Annotated in this window: 13 protein-coding genes; 5 read left to right on the plus strand and 8 right to left on the minus strand. The window is 58.6% G+C overall.

Going from position 1 to position 16,353, the window contains the following annotated elements; translation table 11 throughout:
* Positions 1 to 36 precede the first annotated feature (36 nt).
* A complete protein-coding gene (locus tag Q8N00_09850; GenBank protein ID MDP2383093.1) occupies positions 37 to 1,623 on the minus strand; it encodes a putative Ig domain-containing protein in 1,587 nt (528 codons plus the stop codon).
* Positions 1,624 to 1,720: 97 nt separating this feature from the next.
* Between Q8N00_09850 and Q8N00_09855 the strand changes: the two genes are divergently transcribed.
* Positions 1,721 to 2,515 (plus strand): hypothetical protein, encoded by a 795-nt coding sequence (locus Q8N00_09855; GenBank protein ID MDP2383094.1) that lies wholly within the window; start codon positions 1,721 to 1,723, stop codon positions 2,513 to 2,515.
* A gap of 143 nt (positions 2,516 to 2,658) precedes the next feature.
* On the opposite strand, the gene Q8N00_09860 is transcribed toward Q8N00_09855, so the two are convergent.
* On the minus strand, positions 2,659 to 4,161 hold the full coding sequence (locus tag Q8N00_09860; GenBank protein MDP2383095.1) for a CPBP family intramembrane metalloprotease: 1,503 nt from the start codon (positions 4,159 to 4,161) through the stop codon (positions 2,659 to 2,661).
* 390 nt (positions 4,162 to 4,551) lie between these two features.
* Here Q8N00_09860 and Q8N00_09865 point away from each other — a divergent pair, with 390 nt between their 5' ends.
* Genes Q8N00_09865 through Q8N00_09875 form a run of 3 tightly spaced genes read left to right on the plus strand, consistent with a single transcriptional unit; the run spans position 4,552 to position 7,517 of the window.
* Positions 4,552 to 5,682: an alanine--glyoxylate aminotransferase family protein gene (locus Q8N00_09865; GenBank protein MDP2383096.1), complete on the plus strand. Its 1,131-nt coding sequence runs from the start codon at positions 4,552 to 4,554 to the stop codon at positions 5,680 to 5,682.
* A 21-nt stretch (positions 5,683 to 5,703) separates the two neighbouring features.
* Positions 5,704 to 6,306 (plus strand): DUF3365 domain-containing protein, encoded by a 603-nt coding sequence (locus Q8N00_09870; GenBank protein MDP2383097.1) that lies wholly within the window; start codon positions 5,704 to 5,706, stop codon positions 6,304 to 6,306.
* Positions 6,303 to 7,517, plus strand: coding sequence for an amidohydrolase family protein (locus Q8N00_09875; GenBank protein ID MDP2383098.1), 1,215 nt, complete (start codon positions 6,303 to 6,305; stop codon positions 7,515 to 7,517). The genes Q8N00_09870 and Q8N00_09875 overlap by 4 nt, the downstream gene beginning before the upstream one ends.
* Positions 7,518 to 7,572: 55 nt before the next feature.
* On the opposite strand, the gene Q8N00_09880 is transcribed toward Q8N00_09875, so the two are convergent.
* Entirely contained in the window at positions 7,573 to 8,241 is a 669-nt protein-coding gene (locus Q8N00_09880; protein ID MDP2383099.1) for a DnaJ domain-containing protein, read from the minus strand.
* Between the two features lie 144 nt (positions 8,242 to 8,385).
* Between Q8N00_09880 and Q8N00_09885 the strand changes: the two genes are divergently transcribed.
* On the plus strand, positions 8,386 to 9,057 hold the full coding sequence (locus tag Q8N00_09885) for a hypothetical protein (GenBank protein ID MDP2383100.1): 672 nt from the start codon (positions 8,386 to 8,388) through the stop codon (positions 9,055 to 9,057).
* 172 nt (positions 9,058 to 9,229) lie between these two features.
* On the opposite strand, the gene Q8N00_09890 is transcribed toward Q8N00_09885, so the two are convergent.
* From Q8N00_09890 to Q8N00_09910, 5 genes are all read right to left on the minus strand, one after another.
* Complete coding sequence (locus Q8N00_09890; protein ID MDP2383101.1) at positions 9,230 to 10,570, minus strand: hypothetical protein; 1,341 nt, start codon at positions 10,568 to 10,570, stop codon at positions 9,230 to 9,232.
* Between the two features lie 220 nt (positions 10,571 to 10,790).
* Complete coding sequence (locus Q8N00_09895; GenBank protein ID MDP2383102.1) at positions 10,791 to 11,222, minus strand: response regulator; 432 nt, start codon at positions 11,220 to 11,222, stop codon at positions 10,791 to 10,793.
* Between the two features lie 698 nt (positions 11,223 to 11,920).
* A complete protein-coding gene (locus Q8N00_09900) occupies positions 11,921 to 12,316 on the minus strand; it encodes a response regulator (GenBank protein MDP2383103.1) in 396 nt (131 codons plus the stop codon).
* 460 nt (positions 12,317 to 12,776) lie between these two features.
* A complete protein-coding gene (locus Q8N00_09905) occupies positions 12,777 to 14,981 on the minus strand; it encodes a beta-propeller fold lactonase family protein (GenBank protein ID MDP2383104.1) in 2,205 nt (734 codons plus the stop codon).
* Between the two features lie 561 nt (positions 14,982 to 15,542).
* Positions 15,543 to 16,353 (minus strand): beta-propeller fold lactonase family protein (locus tag Q8N00_09910; protein MDP2383105.1); only part of this gene is annotated, 811 nt, incomplete at its 5' end.

A 16,353-nucleotide genomic window follows, 5' to 3' on the forward strand; every position in this document is an offset into this window, starting at 1 on the left:
AAGATCGTACCATGCCGCAACATGAAGCTCTACCGGCTAGGGCGTCGCGCGGACATAGATATCAGGCTGAGCCGCACCGCCTGCAACGAGGTTGCTCGCCAACGAGGAGAAGGCCACAAAATCCCCGTTGCCGACGATGACAGGGACAGCACTTGCGCCAGAGCCTGCAATGGCAGGGGAGCTATTGTCCTTTGAGACAAGAGTCGATTGATTGCCTTGCGTGTCGCGAAAGAGAATTTGAGAACCACTTCCCCCGGAAATGGAGGCGATGTTTGTGGCCAACGAAACGAAGGCAATGAACGGTCCGCTTGTCGCACTGATCGCGGGCTGACTGCTTGCGCCGTTTCCCGCATTGCCCAGGGTATCCCGCGACACCAGACTCGTGAGATTGCCGATCGTGTCCCGAAGATAGATTTGAGAGCCACTCCCTCCCACAAGCGATGCCAGATTCGTCGCTTGTGACGTGAAGGCCATAAACTGTCCGTTCCCGCTGATTGAGGCTTGGCTACTTGCGCCATTTCCCGCATTGCCCGCGGCATCTCGCGACACCACGCTCGTGAGATTACCGATCATGTCTCGGAGGTAAACCTGAGAGCCACTCCCTCCCACAAGCGTCGCCAGGTTCGTCGCTTGCGACGTGAAGGCCACAAACTGCCCGTTTCCACTGATAGCACTCTCACTACTTGCGCCGTTCCCTGCATTGCCTGCGGGATTCCGCGAGACCAGCGAGGTTTGATTGGCTTGCGTATCGCGAAGGAACACCTGAGTGCCACTCCCCCCGGCAATCGACGCGAGATTCGTGGCCGCCGAGGTAAAGGCGACATACCGACCGTCTGCGCTGATCGCAGGCTGGCTGCTCGCCCCATTTCCCGCATTGCCCAGGGTATCGCGCGACACCAGAATGGTTTGATTGGTTTGCGTATCGCGAAGAAACACCTGAGTGCCACTCCCTCCGGCAATCGACGCGAGATTCGTGGCCGCCGAGGTAAAAGCGACATACCGACCGGTCTCGCTGATCGTCGGCTGATTGCTAGCTCCATTTCCCGCGTTGCCCAGGTCGACCCTGGACACTAAACTGGGCGGGCCCGTTTGGCGATCATGAATAAAAATCTGCGAGCCGCTGCCTCCTGGGAGAGCCGTCAAATTCGTAGCCGATGACGTAAATGTGATGAAGCGGCCATCTGTGCTGTTGATAGCGGCTTCTGGGCTTGTCCCGTTACTCGATGCCCCCGAACCATCTACCGAAACGCGATCCGTTCTCGGATGGATGGCAAACAAGACCGACCCTGTCGCCGTCTTTCCCGTGCTGTCACTCACCGTGAACGTTGTGGTGACATTCCCAGCAGGCGCAGCCGGTGTGCCAGTCACAATCCCGGTCGTCGCGTTCAACGTCAACCCGACTGGCAAGACCCCACCGGATACGGTCCAGGCGAATGGCGCGGTCCCCCCTGTGGCAACTAAGGTCGAGGAATAGGCATTCCCGACTACGCCATACGTTGCCGAGGTCGTCGATACCGCAAAGGCCGGACTATTGCCTCCTCCCCCACCGCTCCCACCGCCTGAGCAGTTGAGGAGACTGACCCCGAGGATCATGACCGACAATATTGAGGCGATGTGTTTCATATCCGGAATTCTCCTGCGAATTCTTCTTCGAGCAACGGTTGTGCCATCTTACCCGACTGTGAAAAGATGAGCCAACCTTACGGATGGGGGGTATTGAGTGCGCCAACCTTCGACTTCGTCGCTCGTAGTGCTGGGCTCCGGCTATACGGGGCATCTGTTGTACAGCATGGGCGCCGCTCAAGGGCGGACGGTCCTGGCCACGAGCAGGAATCCTCTTCGCCATCTCGCCGAGATGCCTTCGGAACAGCGCCTACACTTCGACCTGGAACAGCCCTCGACCTGGATGAATATCCCTACAGACGCCGATCTCGTCTGGTGCTTTCCGGCAACCCCGCTTCATCAGGTAGAGGCCTTTGCGAGTTGGCTCAACGCCTCAGCCAGACGCCTGGTGGTACTCGGCAGCACCTCCGCCTATGAGGTCGGCGAATCTCAGGACTATCCGCCTCTCTGGATCGATGAAACCGCGCCAATCGATCTGACCAAACCCCGCGTCCAGGGTGAGGAGTTCTTACGACACAACTATGGCGCGATCGTCTTACGCGTCGCAGGCATCTATGGGCCAGGGAGAAATCCGCTGAATTGGATCCGGCAGGGCCGCGTCGGCCCATCACGGAAATATGTGAACTTGATTCACGTTGAAGATCTGGCAGCGATCTGCCTCGCCGCCATCGAGAAAGGAGCTCCTGGCGAAGCCTACAACGTCAGCGACGGCCAACCCCACACCTGGAGCGAGATCTGCGCCACAGCGCAGCAGCGATGGAACGTGGCCGGAGTACCGGAAAAAGAAGACCTCTCAACAGGCAAACGCATCAGCAACGCCAAAGTTCGAACAGCGCTCGGCTACACATTGAGGCACCCAGACCTCTATGAAACTCTGGCATTGATCGAATGAGCGATGGGGACAGCACCGCAGGCTTGTCAAAACGGTCATCCAACTAGGCCGCAGGCGAGTCAAAACCGGAGGCGTACCCTCAGGGGTACGTTGAGGATTTTGATGAGCCGAGAACGACGTTGGGGACCGTTTTCACAAGCCTGCTAACGGAGGAGGGCCATCACGGCCAAACAGACCAAAAGATTATTGATCGCATGCGCCAGCATCCCCGGCAAAAGACTCCCGGTTTTCTCATACATCCAGGCCCAGAGCAGGCCACTCCATAGCACACTGATGAAGCCGACCAATCCATAGCCATGGGCAACGGCAAAGATGCTCGCACTGATCAACGCGGCAGGCAGGAAGCGGAACCTCCGACGCAGAATCGCGAACAGGAGCCCTCGAAACGCGAGTTCTTCAAACACGGGCGCGAAGATTACATACTCGACTAAGCTGATCGCCGTCAGCATCGGTGAGGCCCAGACAAGATCTGCGTCGAACCATTCAGCCCAGTGACTCGTCAGATGAAGCGGCTCCGACAGCCAATCCATCACCCACTCGCCCCACAACCCGGCAGCCACCACCGCCAAGACCGCGGTCGCCAGACCTCCGGCACGGGCCCATCCAATCTCCAGTCCAAATCCTTCGTCGAACGTCATCCCGGCCGGACGGAAGAGATGGCGATGGGCCAAAAAGAGTAACGGCAGATTCGTCATCGGAATGGCCAACGCCCGAAGCGACGCATTGTCGGGCGGCGCATACATCATAAATAGCGCCGTAAACATCGCACCGATCGCGCCACCGCGGAGCAAGACTGCCGCACCGATTCCGCCTGGCCAGGGCGGCGGCACGCCCGGTTCATGGAGCCTGACGAAACTGGACGGCTCCTTCCGCCTCAGCCAGATGAGGAGTAACGCCACCGTCCCGAGGACCAGCGCGCTGAGCTCGACAAGCGTGACGCGCTGCGACCGGACAAACTGACGGTCGACACGGTCCGCGGCCTGTTCCTGAATCCTGCGCACGAGCGCGTGATCGTTAGCACGGCGGGCCAGCCCTTCAGCCAGGCGGTCGTAAAACCAGCCGGCAGGCAACAGCTCTGCCGCCTCGGCTTGCCACAAGACATACTGGTCCGCATCATGAGCTGGTCCTTCGCCGTAGGCGGCCATCACCAGATCGGCAAACTGAGGCAGCGGATCGTCCGCTTCGGTCCATTCGTGCGCAGAGAGAAGCGCCTGGGACACATGGCCGGCCTCGGCTTGAAGAATCGCTAACTGAAGCGGCACGACCGGATCGGCAGAGACCCGGGCCAATTCTCGATACCATTCAATCGCATGGGTCTGTTCAGACTCGCGATCGCCGGAGGCCCAGGTAAAGAGCCATTGCTCCCATGGTCTCGCACGCGTGAGTCCTTCATGAACATCCATCGTCCGACTAACCATCAGACTGAGCGCTTGCTCTGGGGCCTCGATCCGCTCCAGCTTGGATGCCGAAGCGGATAGCCACACCACCATTGCCAAGGCTCCCACGAGAAATATGGCTGCCAACAGCGTGACCTTGGGCGAAAATCGTCCGGGATAGATCCCGACCGGCGGCGGCGCGTCCGTGGCTCGCCACCAGGATTGTGGCGGCGGTGCCTCGTTGAGGGACACAGTATCTGACTCCATCATGGCGCGAACTATACCATGCTGATTTTCCGACTCGAAACCCCTCAAAGTGACTAGGCCACACAGAATACCCATGGCCGAACACGATTGAACTCCGCTATACTGAGCCGCTTTCTTTCCAGCCTGGGAGAACGCAAGCCTCGGTCAACTGATCGTTCGTGAATTTGCATCTCTGACGCGATAGGGGGAGGCCCCTACAGGATGCTCAAAAAAATCGTCCAGCAAGGCCGCAGCAAGTGAAGGGCCGAGGCGTACCCGGAGGGTACGTTGAGGGTCTGAACGATGCGAGAACGACGCTGGCGATCTTTTTCAGCATCCTGTTAGATCTGGAGTGTGATGCCCTTTCCAAACTTTGCTCCCCCACGCCGGCTGCTCCTTGGCCCAGGACCCAGCATGGTGCATCCGCGAGTCCTCCGTGCGCTCTCGACTCCTCTGGTCGGCCACCTGGACCAGGCCTTCCTTGGGATCCTGAACGATATCCAGGCCCTGTTACGCGGCGTCTTTCAGACCAAAAATCGCTTCACCATCGCAGTCTCCGGCACCGGCTCAGCCGGGATGGAAGCGTCGATGGTGAATATCGTTGAACCGGGCGATACCGTGATCGTCGGGGTCAATGGCGTGTTTGGTACAAGATGGGCCTCCATTGTCGAGCGTTGCGGCGGCAAGGCCATTCGCGTGGAGGCTCCCTGGGGACAGATCATAGAGCCAGACGCCATCAAGCAGGCACTGCGCCAATCAGGCCCGGTGAAGGCGGTGGCCATCGTCCATGCGGAAACCTCGACCGGCGTCTGGCAACCGCTGGAGCCCATCGCCCACCTCTGCCGCGAACATGACACGCTGTTCCTCGTCGATGCCGTAACCTCGTTGGGAGGCGCCCCGGTCGAGGTCGATCGTTGGGGCATCGATGTCTGTTATAGCGGCACACAGAAATGTCTGAGTTGTCCACCAGGATTGTCTCCCTTCACCCTTAGCGAACGCGCATTGGCTGCGATCAAAGCCAGGCGAACGCCCTGCCAGAGTTGGTACCTGGATCTGTCGTTGATCGCGGACTACTGGGCTGAAGGCACGAGGGCCTACCATCACACGGCCCCGATCTCCATGCTCTATGCGCTACGGGAAGCGTTGCGCCTCGTCGACGAAGAAGGATCGCCTGCGCGCTTCACGCGCCACCAACTCAATAGCGATGCCGTGACTGCCGGCTTGATCGAACTTGGACTTCAGCCCCTTCCCCCCATAGGCTATCGACTCCCGATGTTGACCTGTGTCACAGTCCCCTCCCATCTTCCTGAAGCGGAGATACGGACGGATCTGCTCTCGATGTATGGCATTGAGATCGGCGGCGGACTCGGGCCTCTCACAGGAAAGGTCTGGCGTATCGGCCTCATGGGCGAATCATCGACCGAAGCGCACGTCTTAACCCTGCTCAATGCGTTGGAAGAGATCTGCATTCGAGGTGGGTGGTTGTCCACACCGGGGGTTGCACTCCAGGCTGCGGCAAGGGTCTATAGCCGCACTCCATCCTAACGACAAAAGGATATCGATCACATGGAAAACAAACCATTACTCTGGGTACTCGGTGGCGCGTCCTTTGCTTTTTTCGCCGTGCTCACCTACTGGATCTTTGCCCTGACATTGGCCGATCAGATGAAGTCCGATCTCGTTCCGCCGGAAAAGGCCGCGTCGTATATTCAGGCCTTGATCGAAGCCAACCGGAAAAACTACACGGAAAATGTCGTGGATAAACTCCACAAAGCCGGACTCGCGGTCGCGATCGAACATTGGCGGGACGAAAAAGGTGTGCCCCTGCCTGCGCAATTTCTCTTGGAGACCGGACGGCTGGTCGCACAAAAGGACCTCAAGTTCTCGTTCCGGCTCGCCAGTATGACGCCGATCTACGCCTGGAACGGTGCGACGACAGACTTTGAACGAAAAGGACTCGCCGCCGTCACCAAAGATCCCTCAAAGCCTTTCGGGGGGTTCGTCAGGCTCGACGGTGGCCGCTACTATCAAACGGTCTATCCGGACCTCGCAGTCGCCCAATCCTGCGTGACCTGTCACAACGAACATCCCAACAGCCCGCGCCGCGACTACAAAGTCGGCGATGTGATGGGCGGCATCATCATCACCATCCCCATCGACATACCATGATAACATCCTTTGCCATTCGCTCAGTGCGTGTCATCGACGGGACCGGTCGAACGATCGAACGGGCCACGGTGATGATTCGAGGGAAGACCATTGCCGCTATCGGACCGGATCGAGCGCTCGCGCTCCCACGTGGCGCGACCAAGATCGATGGCCGTGGGCTGACGCTGTTGCCAGGATTGATCGACTGTCACGTGCACTTCTGCCTTGGAGCCGAGCCGGATGTCGTCGAGGCGATCGCGAACGAGACGTCCGCACTGACATTGCTCAAGTCCAGCCGGGCGGCTCACCAAACCTTGGAGGCAGGCGTGACCACCGTACGCGACGTCGGGTCGCGGGACCATGCCATCTTCACGTTGAAACAGGCCATCGATACGGGCCTCGTGCCAGGGCCTCGCATCGTCGGAGCGGGTCTGGCGATTTGTATGGTCGGCGGCCATGCTCGATTTATCGGTCAGGAAGTGGAAGGGGTCGAACAAGTCCGTGCGGTCGTACGCGCTCAAATCGCCGCTGGAGCTGGCGTCATTAAAGTCATCGCCTCTGGCGGTGTCCTCACGCCAGGCACCTCGCCGGACCAGGCCCAAATGACGGTGGAAGAACTCAGGGCCGCCGTGGAAGAAGCCGGGCAAGCGGGGCGGAAAGTCGCCGCCCATGCCCATGGATCGTCAGGGATGAAAAATGCCATCCGCGCCGGAGTCCATTCAATCGAGCATGCCACGCTCATGGACGAAGAAGCCGCAAGCATGATGCGCGGGCAGGGAGTCTTCATGGTCCCGACCCTCTCCGCGCTGGCCACCACGGCCGCCTGCCGTCTCGGGTGCGGGGTGCCGGACAGTGCGCGCGACAAAGCCAAAGCGATGACGAAACGTCATGCCGTCAGCTTCAAGAACGCTCTGCGGGACGGCATCCAGATTGCGATGGGCACCGACGCGGGGACGCCCTTTAACTTTCATGGCGAGAACGCCCAGGAGCTTGAACGGATGGTCGCCTTCGGCATGAGCCCGATGCAGGCCATTCTCGCCTCGACCTCCGCTGCCGCGCGTTTAATCGGCATTCAGGACCAGGTGGGAACCATCGAGAAGGGGAAAGTGGCCGATCTTCTGCTGATCGAAGGCAATCCGATCCGTCGTATCGACCTACTGCGCGACCGCAGCCGGATTGTCGGGGTCATGCAAGCAGGCAAGTGGGTCGCGGGGCCACTTTCGAAGACGTGAAACGTGAGACGTACAAGGTGAAACGATTTCGAGCCGGCCTTGTTACGTTTACCCTCTACCGCCGCTCGTAGAATAACTCGAGCGCACTGGCAAAGCCTTTGATGCGGCCTTTGCGGAACACGTCCTCGAGCTGACCACCTAGCGATCTGACGCCTCCCTCATCGCCACGATTCGCCACCCCTTGAGACAACAACATCTCCGTGGCCACTTCGACGAGGCGCTGCTTGCGCCCCTCCATGTCAGGCGTGATCAGCTCGTCCATAATCTCCGCCGCCCGCTCCCGAATAATGGCTTCCTTGAACGTGTCATACCCTTGATCCGCCACCGTCCGCTCGCGGATCACGGCGAGTTCAGATTTGATCCGCTTCACGTCTTTCATTAATACCGCAAAGATTTCCTTCCGCCCCTCATCGAAAAGCTTCAGCTCCATCTCGTCGAGAATAACGGCTGGATCGATCGCTTCATCGCGGGTGGTTTCATCCCCCCAGTTAAGTCGATCGTAGTTCCGCCGCTTCTCCGGGTCACCAATGATTTCATACGCCGCATTGAGCTCACGGATCTTGGCTTCAGCCTGTGTGCTCTCGGGGTGGCGATCAGGATGGTGCTGAAAGACCAGCTTCCGGTAGGCCTTCTTGACCGCGTCGTCGGACGCGTCTCGCGAGACCCCCAGCACCCGATAGAAGTCGATTCGTGCCATGGCGGCGACTATAACATGGGACTTCACCGGGCTTCACCTTGCCCCCTGCATTAAAACACTCTCACCTGGCGTAACTCCCAACGGCCTGCGACTTGCGAAATAACCGATTCAATGTCAGTCTGAATCGTGCGCCCCCTTGACATCCCCCCAAAGCGGCTTATGGTATGAGTTATGACGAACACACCGCCGCCCAAAGCCCTGACCCACGACGAGAAGAAAGCTGCCGATGCGGCCTTTGCCGGTCGCCCCTTCGATAAATCCTGGTCTGCTGCCGCCCGAGCCGTCTACGACGGTATTGTGAAGGCCTTGCCTCCCACAGACGCCGTGAGCCCTATTCCCTCCACGGTGGAAGAATCCGCAGAGGCTCCGTCCGCGCAGCATGAACCGCACGAGGCTCAAGAACCTCTCTCGCTCGAGCCGGTCGATGGGCAAGAGTTGCTAGAGGGGACGGTCCTGCCTCCGGCCATTCGCGACCGAGACGCGGCCATTCAAGCCGGGACGTTGATCGACGTAACGTCGACCGCCCTGCAACTCGGTATCACCTTCCCGGTCACGATCACCAGACCGCTCTGGGAAGCGGGCATTGTCACAACCCACGCACTCCCTGAAGCAGATCAAACGAACCGGTTGCGCGACATTCTCATGGCCTTTCGCCTACGCCTGGCCAGTCTGACAACCGTGTCGCCCCTGCTCGACTTTCCAGTTCTTCTGGCCTTACCGCCAAGCACGGTGCCTCAACCAGTGCCCTTGTTTGCGCTCATTCAGCCGGATCCCACGCACCAGGCGAATGTAACCCTGCTGCTACCGAACGAAGTGTCCCTCTCCATCACCTCGCTGAATTGACAGGCTGTTGAAAACGCCCGTCAGCGGCGTTCTCGGCTCGCAAGAATCCTCAACGTACCCCGAGGGTACGCCCCCGGTTCTTGCTCCACCTGCGGCCTTGCTGGCGTCCTTTTTGAACAGCCTGTTCTCAGACAGCGAGTCCAAGACTCGTGAAGCGTCGTTCGTTTCCGGATCAAACCGTTTCATGTTTCACGAACGACGAGAATCCATTTTTGAGCAGCTTGTAGGCTAGCGCACGCTCGTCCGATTCGGTTGTGATCGTCCCATCGATGCGTGCCTCTAATAATTTCCCCAAGATCGTCCCGTACTGCGGTCCTGGCATCAGCCCCATGGACTGAAGATCTCGTCCCATAAGTGTCGTCTTGATCGTTCGATTCTTCATATAGGCCACAAGTTGCCCCTTCAGACGGCTCAATATCGCCGCTTGCTGAAGACTCATCTGCGTTGCGAGAGCCAGGACGAGCGCCTCGTCGGGGAGGTCTACCAAGAGGCGATAGACCTGCGACGGTCGTACGATTCTCTCATCGGCCAGTCTCTTCAAAACACGATCGACCAACGTTCCACCGGCACTCACCTTCCTGGCCTGTTCCCGTGACAGCGCGAGCCGCCTGATCATCGTCGCCATCACAGCCGGGCTCGACTCGCTCGAGAGCGCCATGAAATAGACGATCGGCTTGTCGATCTCACGATCCGCGAATCGACGCGTCCACCAGGTCAACGCCTTGGGAACGGCTGTCGCTACTCGCTTCACATTCGCCGTGTAGCTCAAACGCCGATGAAGAAACCGGAGCAACGTCAACTGCGACAACCGTGCCATCACTCGCACCGGATCGCGCTCGGCGAGCAGCAACAGAATTTCGTTCTGCAATCGAGGACCGGAAAGTTGCTGGATCAGATTCTTGGAGGCCGCTTCTGCGAGCAAACGAATCGTGGCGCGCTCAAGACGAAACTTGAGCCGTTGTTCGAACCGGATCGCTCTGAAGATGCGCGTGGGATCGTCCTGAAAACTGCCCGCATGCAGCACGCGGATCGTACGCGCACGAAGGTCGCGCTGCCCTCCATAGACGTCGAGCAATCGTCCAAACTGTCCGGGATTCAGCTGCACCGCAATGGCATTGATCGTGAAGTCCCGCCGGTAGAGATCCTCTTCGATCGACGCAGACTGAACCGTCGGCAGAATACCCGGCAAGGCATAGGACTCTCGCCTGGTCGTCGCGATATCCATCTTGAGCCCGTCAGAAAAGACCAGCCTCGCCGTCGCAAACCGTTCAAAGGCCACAAGCCCAGCGCGATAGCGGTCAGCGACCAGGCGAGCGAACCCAACACCATCTCCTTCAACCGTCAGATCGAGGTCCAGGGTCACATGTCCCAGCAGCAGATCCCGAACCACGCCGCCCACGACATAGACCCGACAACCCCGCTCGTCTCCGAGTTGCCCAATCTCTCGCAAGAGGCCCACCACCCGATCGGGAAGCCGTTGAAGTAACGCTGCTCGATGTGTCTGATTCGCCATAGATCTAGGAACTCGCGTGATAGCGCATCTGCCTGGCCAGCTTCATCAGGCCACATTGTAGCAATCCCGCTTCGTATTCGAAACAGACAGAGGAAACGGTCTCTCTCAGAATGACCATCTCCGTTTACACACAGGAATTGACTTGCGGGCGGCGACAAGGAGGCAGTACGCCTGAAAGACATGTCCGTATGGGAAGTGTAGACGAGAAGGGGATCCGTGTTCACCCTGGCGAGACAGTTCTCGTAATCATCGGCAACCGCAAGGCCAACTCAGCAGCACTGGTCCTGACTCCCTGCTGCACCAAGTCCAGGACCTCGAGAAGATTGAATGGCTTGAGGAGATAGGCCACGGCTCCCAACCGCATGGCCTCTTCGGCAGATTCGAGACTTCCTCTCCCAGTCACCACGATGACTTTGACGGCTTGGCCACTTGCCCTCACCCGTCGAAGCAATTCTATTCCGCTGATATCAGGAAGACCGACATCCATGATGACCAGGTCCATGTGACTTTCACTAATAATTTTCAGCGCGGCAAAGGCCGTCTCTGCCATATAGATCCGATAGAACGAACTGAGAATCATACAGAGGGCCTTACGAGGTCCCTCTTGATCTTCAACGATCAACACGCTTGGCTGGGATGAGACTGTCGCCATCACATGCTCCGCACACATTCGCTGATCCGACGCCTCATCATACCTGCACGGCACAGATCCCACTAGGTGCATTGGCACTCTAAGTCCATTTGACCACGTAGCGATAACACACTATATAAATTACGAGAGGCATTCACGGAGCGGATGACTCTGCCTGCGAATGTATCCTACAGGTTCCGCCAGGCTGAACCGACCGTAACGCCTCAATACACTGGGGCATTTAACAGGAAACCTACTCAGCAGAATGCTCAGACGCCGCCTCTAGGTCGCACACATTGTAGGAATCGCCCTACAGCCAACAGAGCCACAGGAGCAGCGACAAACCACCAGCATCGGTACGAATCCAGCCCTGCCGTTCATTTCACATCATCTCGAACCAACGTCGCCGTGCAACCAGGCAGAGCACAAGAATTGAAAGAATACGCACAATCGCTGCTGAATGGATCTGTCGCATAAAACCCTCCTTCCTACCTCGCCTGATGAGTTAGACGAGAAGCCGAGGGAAACGTAACCTGGAAGGTGAACCCGGCAGCCAGATTCAGAAAATGTCAGGCTTCAGTGCTGCCTCCTAGAGACAGGAGCTCACCTCCACGCCATCTCTGCGATGAGCCCGACCCTGAATATTCCTTGAATCATGTGCGAGGAGAGACGATCGGCAGACTGAAACCATGAGAACAAGAATCGATACTCGCAGATACTCACGATGCCAATTTCGGGTCCTTCACCGTTAACGCATTTTCAACCAGAGTAAGGACCTCTTGAAAGTTAAATGGCTTGAGGAGATAGGCCACCGCCCCCAACCGTAAAACCTCTTCAGCGGACTCGATGGAAGCCCCGCCGGTCATCACTATCACTTTGATATCTCGCCCGGTAGCTCTCACCCGTCGGAGCAACTCGATGCCGCTATAGTCGGGTAGACCGACATCCATCAGCATGAGATCAATGGGGGATTCGACAACAATCTTCAGTGCGGCAGAGGCCGTCTCCGCCGTATGAATCCGATAGAATGAACCGAGGATCATCATCAGGGCCCTCCGAGGCCCCTCTTGATCCTCGACAATGAGGATGGTCTGTTCAGATACGGTTGCCGCCATGCGCACTCCAATACAACATCAGGCCTGGGTGATTATATACCACAGTTCTGATTCCTTCTGACTTCCCAATGAACTCTCGATGCCTGGACAGACCACGTCACATCGGTCTCCCCCACAAACGCCACGGTGCGGACCTAAGTAACTCTACAGAAATATTTTTCGAGATCATAGAGGGATGGTTAAATATCTTAGAGAGGAAAATGGACTATCGAAGACCTTCGTTCGCCATCAACAGTCAAAGATTGCAGGGCGCCTGTGATGTCGAGGGCGAGAGCAGGAGGGGGACGGTCATCTGGCTGAAGAGGCCATAAAAATCCTGGCCTTCCAGGGCAGGCTGAATCAGGAAACCGGGGAGTTGAAAAAATGGAGAGAGCGACCAGGCCGACGCCTGATGCGTCGATCTGGTCGCTCCTGTCCTTACTTGCTTACCTTACGGTCGGACCGACTACCGCCTCGCTAGTTACTGCACCGTCCCTGTGGTGATGATGCTCACAGGCCCGTCGACCGGAGCCGCACCCGCAAAGGTACCAACCGGCGTCAGCGCCCCGGTGGCGCCATCAATCGTGAACACCGACACATTGTTGGAGCCTTGATTCGCCACATAGGCCCGCTGCCCGTTCAAGTCCACCGTCACGGAGACAGGATTCGTCCCAGTCGCAAACGGACTGCCCGCCACCGCCGTCAACGTCCCAGTGCTCGCATCAATCATGAACGCCGACACTGTATTGGAACTGGAATTCGCCACATAGGCCCATCGCCCACTCGGGTCCACCGTCACAGAACTGGGAGTGGTCCCGGCGGCAACTGGGAGACCTACCGGAGTCAACGCCCCGGTGAGATTGTTAATCGTAAACGTCGATACGTCGTTGGAAAGTTCGTTCACCACATAGGCCACCTTCCCGCTCGGATCTACGGTCACGGAGACAGGTTTCGTCCCGGCAAGAACTGGAGCACCCACAGGAGTCAACGCTCCAGTGATTCTATTGATCATGAACACCGATACGTCGTTGGAGCCTCGATTCGCTACGTAGGCCCACTGCCCACTCGAGTCCACCGTGACGGAACCGGGGAGAGTCCCCCCTGTGGAAAATGGACTGCCTGCCACCGCCGTCAGGACCCCTGTCGTGCTGTCGATCATGAATACCGACACATCGTTGGAGCCGCGATTTACCACGTAGGCAAATCGACCGCTCGGATCCACCGTCACCGACACGGGGTTCATCCCGACCGCAAACGGACTGCCCGCCACCGCCGTCAGCGCCCCAGTACTCGCATCAATCATGAACGCCGACAGGGTATGGTCGCCGAAGTTTGCCACATAGGCCCACCGCCTGCTCGGGTCCACTGTGACGGAGCGAGGATCCATCCCTGTAAGAGAAGGACTGCCCACCGATGTCAAGGCCCCAGTCGCACTGTTGATCGTAAAGGCCGACACATTGTTGGAGTTCTGGTTCGCCACATAGGCAAACTTCGGTATGAACTGCACCGCGGTCGTACCGGTGACCAGGGCTAGTGAGCTAGGCTCAGTGCGGGTCGCGACTGTCCCGGACGGAATCACAGGAGTCAGCGCCCCAGTCGTCCCGTCGATCGAAAATGTCGATACGGTGTTGCCTGCTTCATTCGTCACATAGGCGAACCGGCTATTCGGATCCACCGTGACAGAGATCGGATGGCTGCCTGTCGGGCTGTCCGCCACCGGCAACGGTTCTAACTCCCCCGTTGTACTGTTGATCCTGTAGGCCCTCACGGTATCAGCGCTAAAGTTTGCCACATAGGCCCACCGCCCGCTCGGATCGATGGTAATGGCACGAGGGTCACTGCCTGTAGCAACCAGGGGGCCCACCGCCGTCAATTCTCCCGTCGTGTTATTGATGGTGAACATGGACACATTGTCGTCAAAGCGGTTCGTCACATAGATCCACCGCCCGTTTGGATGCACCGTGACGGCCCGCGGGAAATCTCCCGTGACAAACGGGTTGTTCGGCACCGGAGTCAGTGCCCCGGTCGTGCTGTTGATCGCGTATCCCGACAGATTGTTTGATCCTGAATTCACGACGTAGACAAACCGCCCGCGCGGGTCTACCGTGACCACCATGGGGCCCGTACCGGTACGTACTGCCAGGCCCACCTCTGTCAAGGCCCCCGTCGTGCCATTGATCGCGTAGGCTGAGACACTGTGGACACCGCGATTCGCCACATAGGCAAACCGCCCGCTCGGATCCACCGTGACGGAGGTGGGAAGAGGCCCTGCAGCAATCGGGCTGCCTGGCACTTCCGTCAATGCCCCTGTCGTACGATTAATCCCAAATGCCGACAGGCTGCCACTTTGGTTCGTCACATAGGCAAACCGCCCGCTGGGATCCACCGTAATGGAGAACGGCTGGAGCCCTGCCACCATGTACCCCAGCGATCGTAACTGACCGCTGGCTGCATTGACCGCATAGAGAGAGATCGTGTTTTCGCCGGTGTTCGTGACATAGGCAAAGCGGGGCACGGCCGGTGCTGCCGCCGCCGATGGCGAGACTGTTCCGCCTCCCCCACCGTCGCCCCCGCCTCCACAAGCCACCAGTATGACGCTCACGAGGCCCAGAGCTGCAACGGTCAGCAGCCTGGCCACTTGCCCTCTAGCGCTGATCGAATGAGGGTCCCGTTTCACCGTTGTCATCGTAACCTCCTAGGTTTGCCGTTCATTTTGTACCCTGCCCGACCAAAACATATTGACGGTCATGCGCAAGTCTTATGGTTACCTTTGTACCAGGTTGCATAGGCGAGGACTACCCCCCAGGAGATGAGGGACACCCCCTCCTTTCGAGGGCCTCTCTAGCCATCCACAACCCCGGTGGAATCCCGCGTGGGCAGGCTCCAACTTGTGATCATGGCAACTCAAGCTATTGAGACCTTCCTCGCGATTGTCGTCGACGTACAGACGAGACAGCAGAGGCAGGCAAGACTCGACGGGCAGAATGATCTCACTGGAATCGAGAACGGGGGCAACCAATGACCCTGTGATGGACTGTCGCGTTCGGCGAGAGAGGGGGAACGAGATCGACGAGGAAGGATCGTAGAGATGCGCGTTTCACGGAAGGCTGCAGAAGCTAGATCAGGCTAACAAAGACATTCGTGGAGTTGAAGCGGTTGGGCGACAAGACCGACGCATGAGGCGTTCGATCTTGTCGCACCAGTCTGACCGGCCATTTCATCCGATATCGGCTACCCTAATCCCCCCTTATTGCAGCACGCCGCTCGTGCTGATGCTATAGGGCGCACTGACCGGAGACGCATCGACGAAGGTGCCGAGGGCCGTGAGTGCTCCCGTACTCCCATCGATCGTAAACGCTGACAGGTTATTGGAACCGAAGTTCGCCACATAGGCCCGCTGTCCACTCGGGTCCACGCTGATGGAGATAGGACTCGTGCCCGCCGCAATCGGCGCGCCCACCGTGGTCAGCACCCCCGTCGTACCGTTGATCGCCAAGACGGACACCGTGTTGGCGCCTTGGTTCACGACATAGGCAAATCGGCCGCTCGGATCCACCGTCACCGACACGGGATTGGTCCCGACCGCCACCGGCGCACTCACCGCCGTCAATGTGCCCGTGCTGCCATTGATCTGAAAGACCGACACGTTATTCGACGTTTCATTCGCCACATAGACAAACCGCCCACTTGGCTCCACCGTCACCGATCGTGGGGTCGTCCCAACGGCCACCGCAGACCCGACCGCGGTCAGGCCTCCACTCAGCCGATTGACCGCGAACGTCGACAGGCTGTTGGCGCCCTGGTTCACGACATACGCCCACCGCCCACTCGGATCCACCGTCACGGCGCGCGGCCCCGTTCCGGCTGCAAACGGACTGCCCACCGACGCCAGCGCTCCATTCGCGCTATTAATTGTGAACCCCGATACATTGTTGGAGCCTTGGTTCGCCACATAGGCGAACCGCCCACTCGGATCTACCGTCACCGCCGTGGGAGTCGTCCCGGTTGCCACCGGCGCGCCAAGGGACGTCAACGCTCCGCTACTCCCATCAATCGCA

The organism is Nitrospirota bacterium (genome assembly GCA_030684575.1).
Taxonomy (GTDB): Bacteria; Nitrospirota; Nitrospiria; order Nitrospirales; family Nitrospiraceae; genus Palsa-1315.

Coding starts and splice junctions, on each gene's coding strand:
- Q8N00_09885 (MDP2383100.1), top strand. CDS start 8,386: ATGACGAACACACCGCCGCCCAAAGCCCTGACCCACGACGAGAAGAAA.
- Q8N00_09875 (MDP2383098.1), top strand. CDS start 6,303: ATGATAACATCCTTTGCCATTCGCTCAGTGCGTGTCATCGACGGGACC.
- Q8N00_09895 (MDP2383102.1), bottom strand. CDS start 11,222: ATGGCGACAGTCTCATCCCAGCCAAGCGTGTTGATCGTTGAAGATCAA.
- Q8N00_09900 (MDP2383103.1), bottom strand. CDS start 12,316: ATGGCGGCAACCGTATCTGAACAGACCATCCTCATTGTCGAGGATCAA.
- Q8N00_09865 (MDP2383096.1), top strand. CDS start 4,552: ATGGTGCATCCGCGAGTCCTCCGTGCGCTCTCGACTCCTCTGGTCGGC.
- Q8N00_09850 (MDP2383093.1), bottom strand. CDS start 1,623: ATGAAACACATCGCCTCAATATTGTCGGTCATGATCCTCGGGGTCAGT.
- Q8N00_09860 (MDP2383095.1), bottom strand. CDS start 4,161: ATGATGGAGTCAGATACTGTGTCCCTCAACGAGGCACCGCCGCCACAA.
- Q8N00_09905 (MDP2383104.1), bottom strand. CDS start 14,981: ATGACAACGGTGAAACGGGACCCTCATTCGATCAGCGCTAGAGGGCAA.
- Q8N00_09870 (MDP2383097.1), top strand. CDS start 5,704: ATGGAAAACAAACCATTACTCTGGGTACTCGGTGGCGCGTCCTTTGCT.
- Q8N00_09890 (MDP2383101.1), bottom strand. CDS start 10,570: ATGGCGAATCAGACACATCGAGCAGCGTTACTTCAACGGCTTCCCGAT.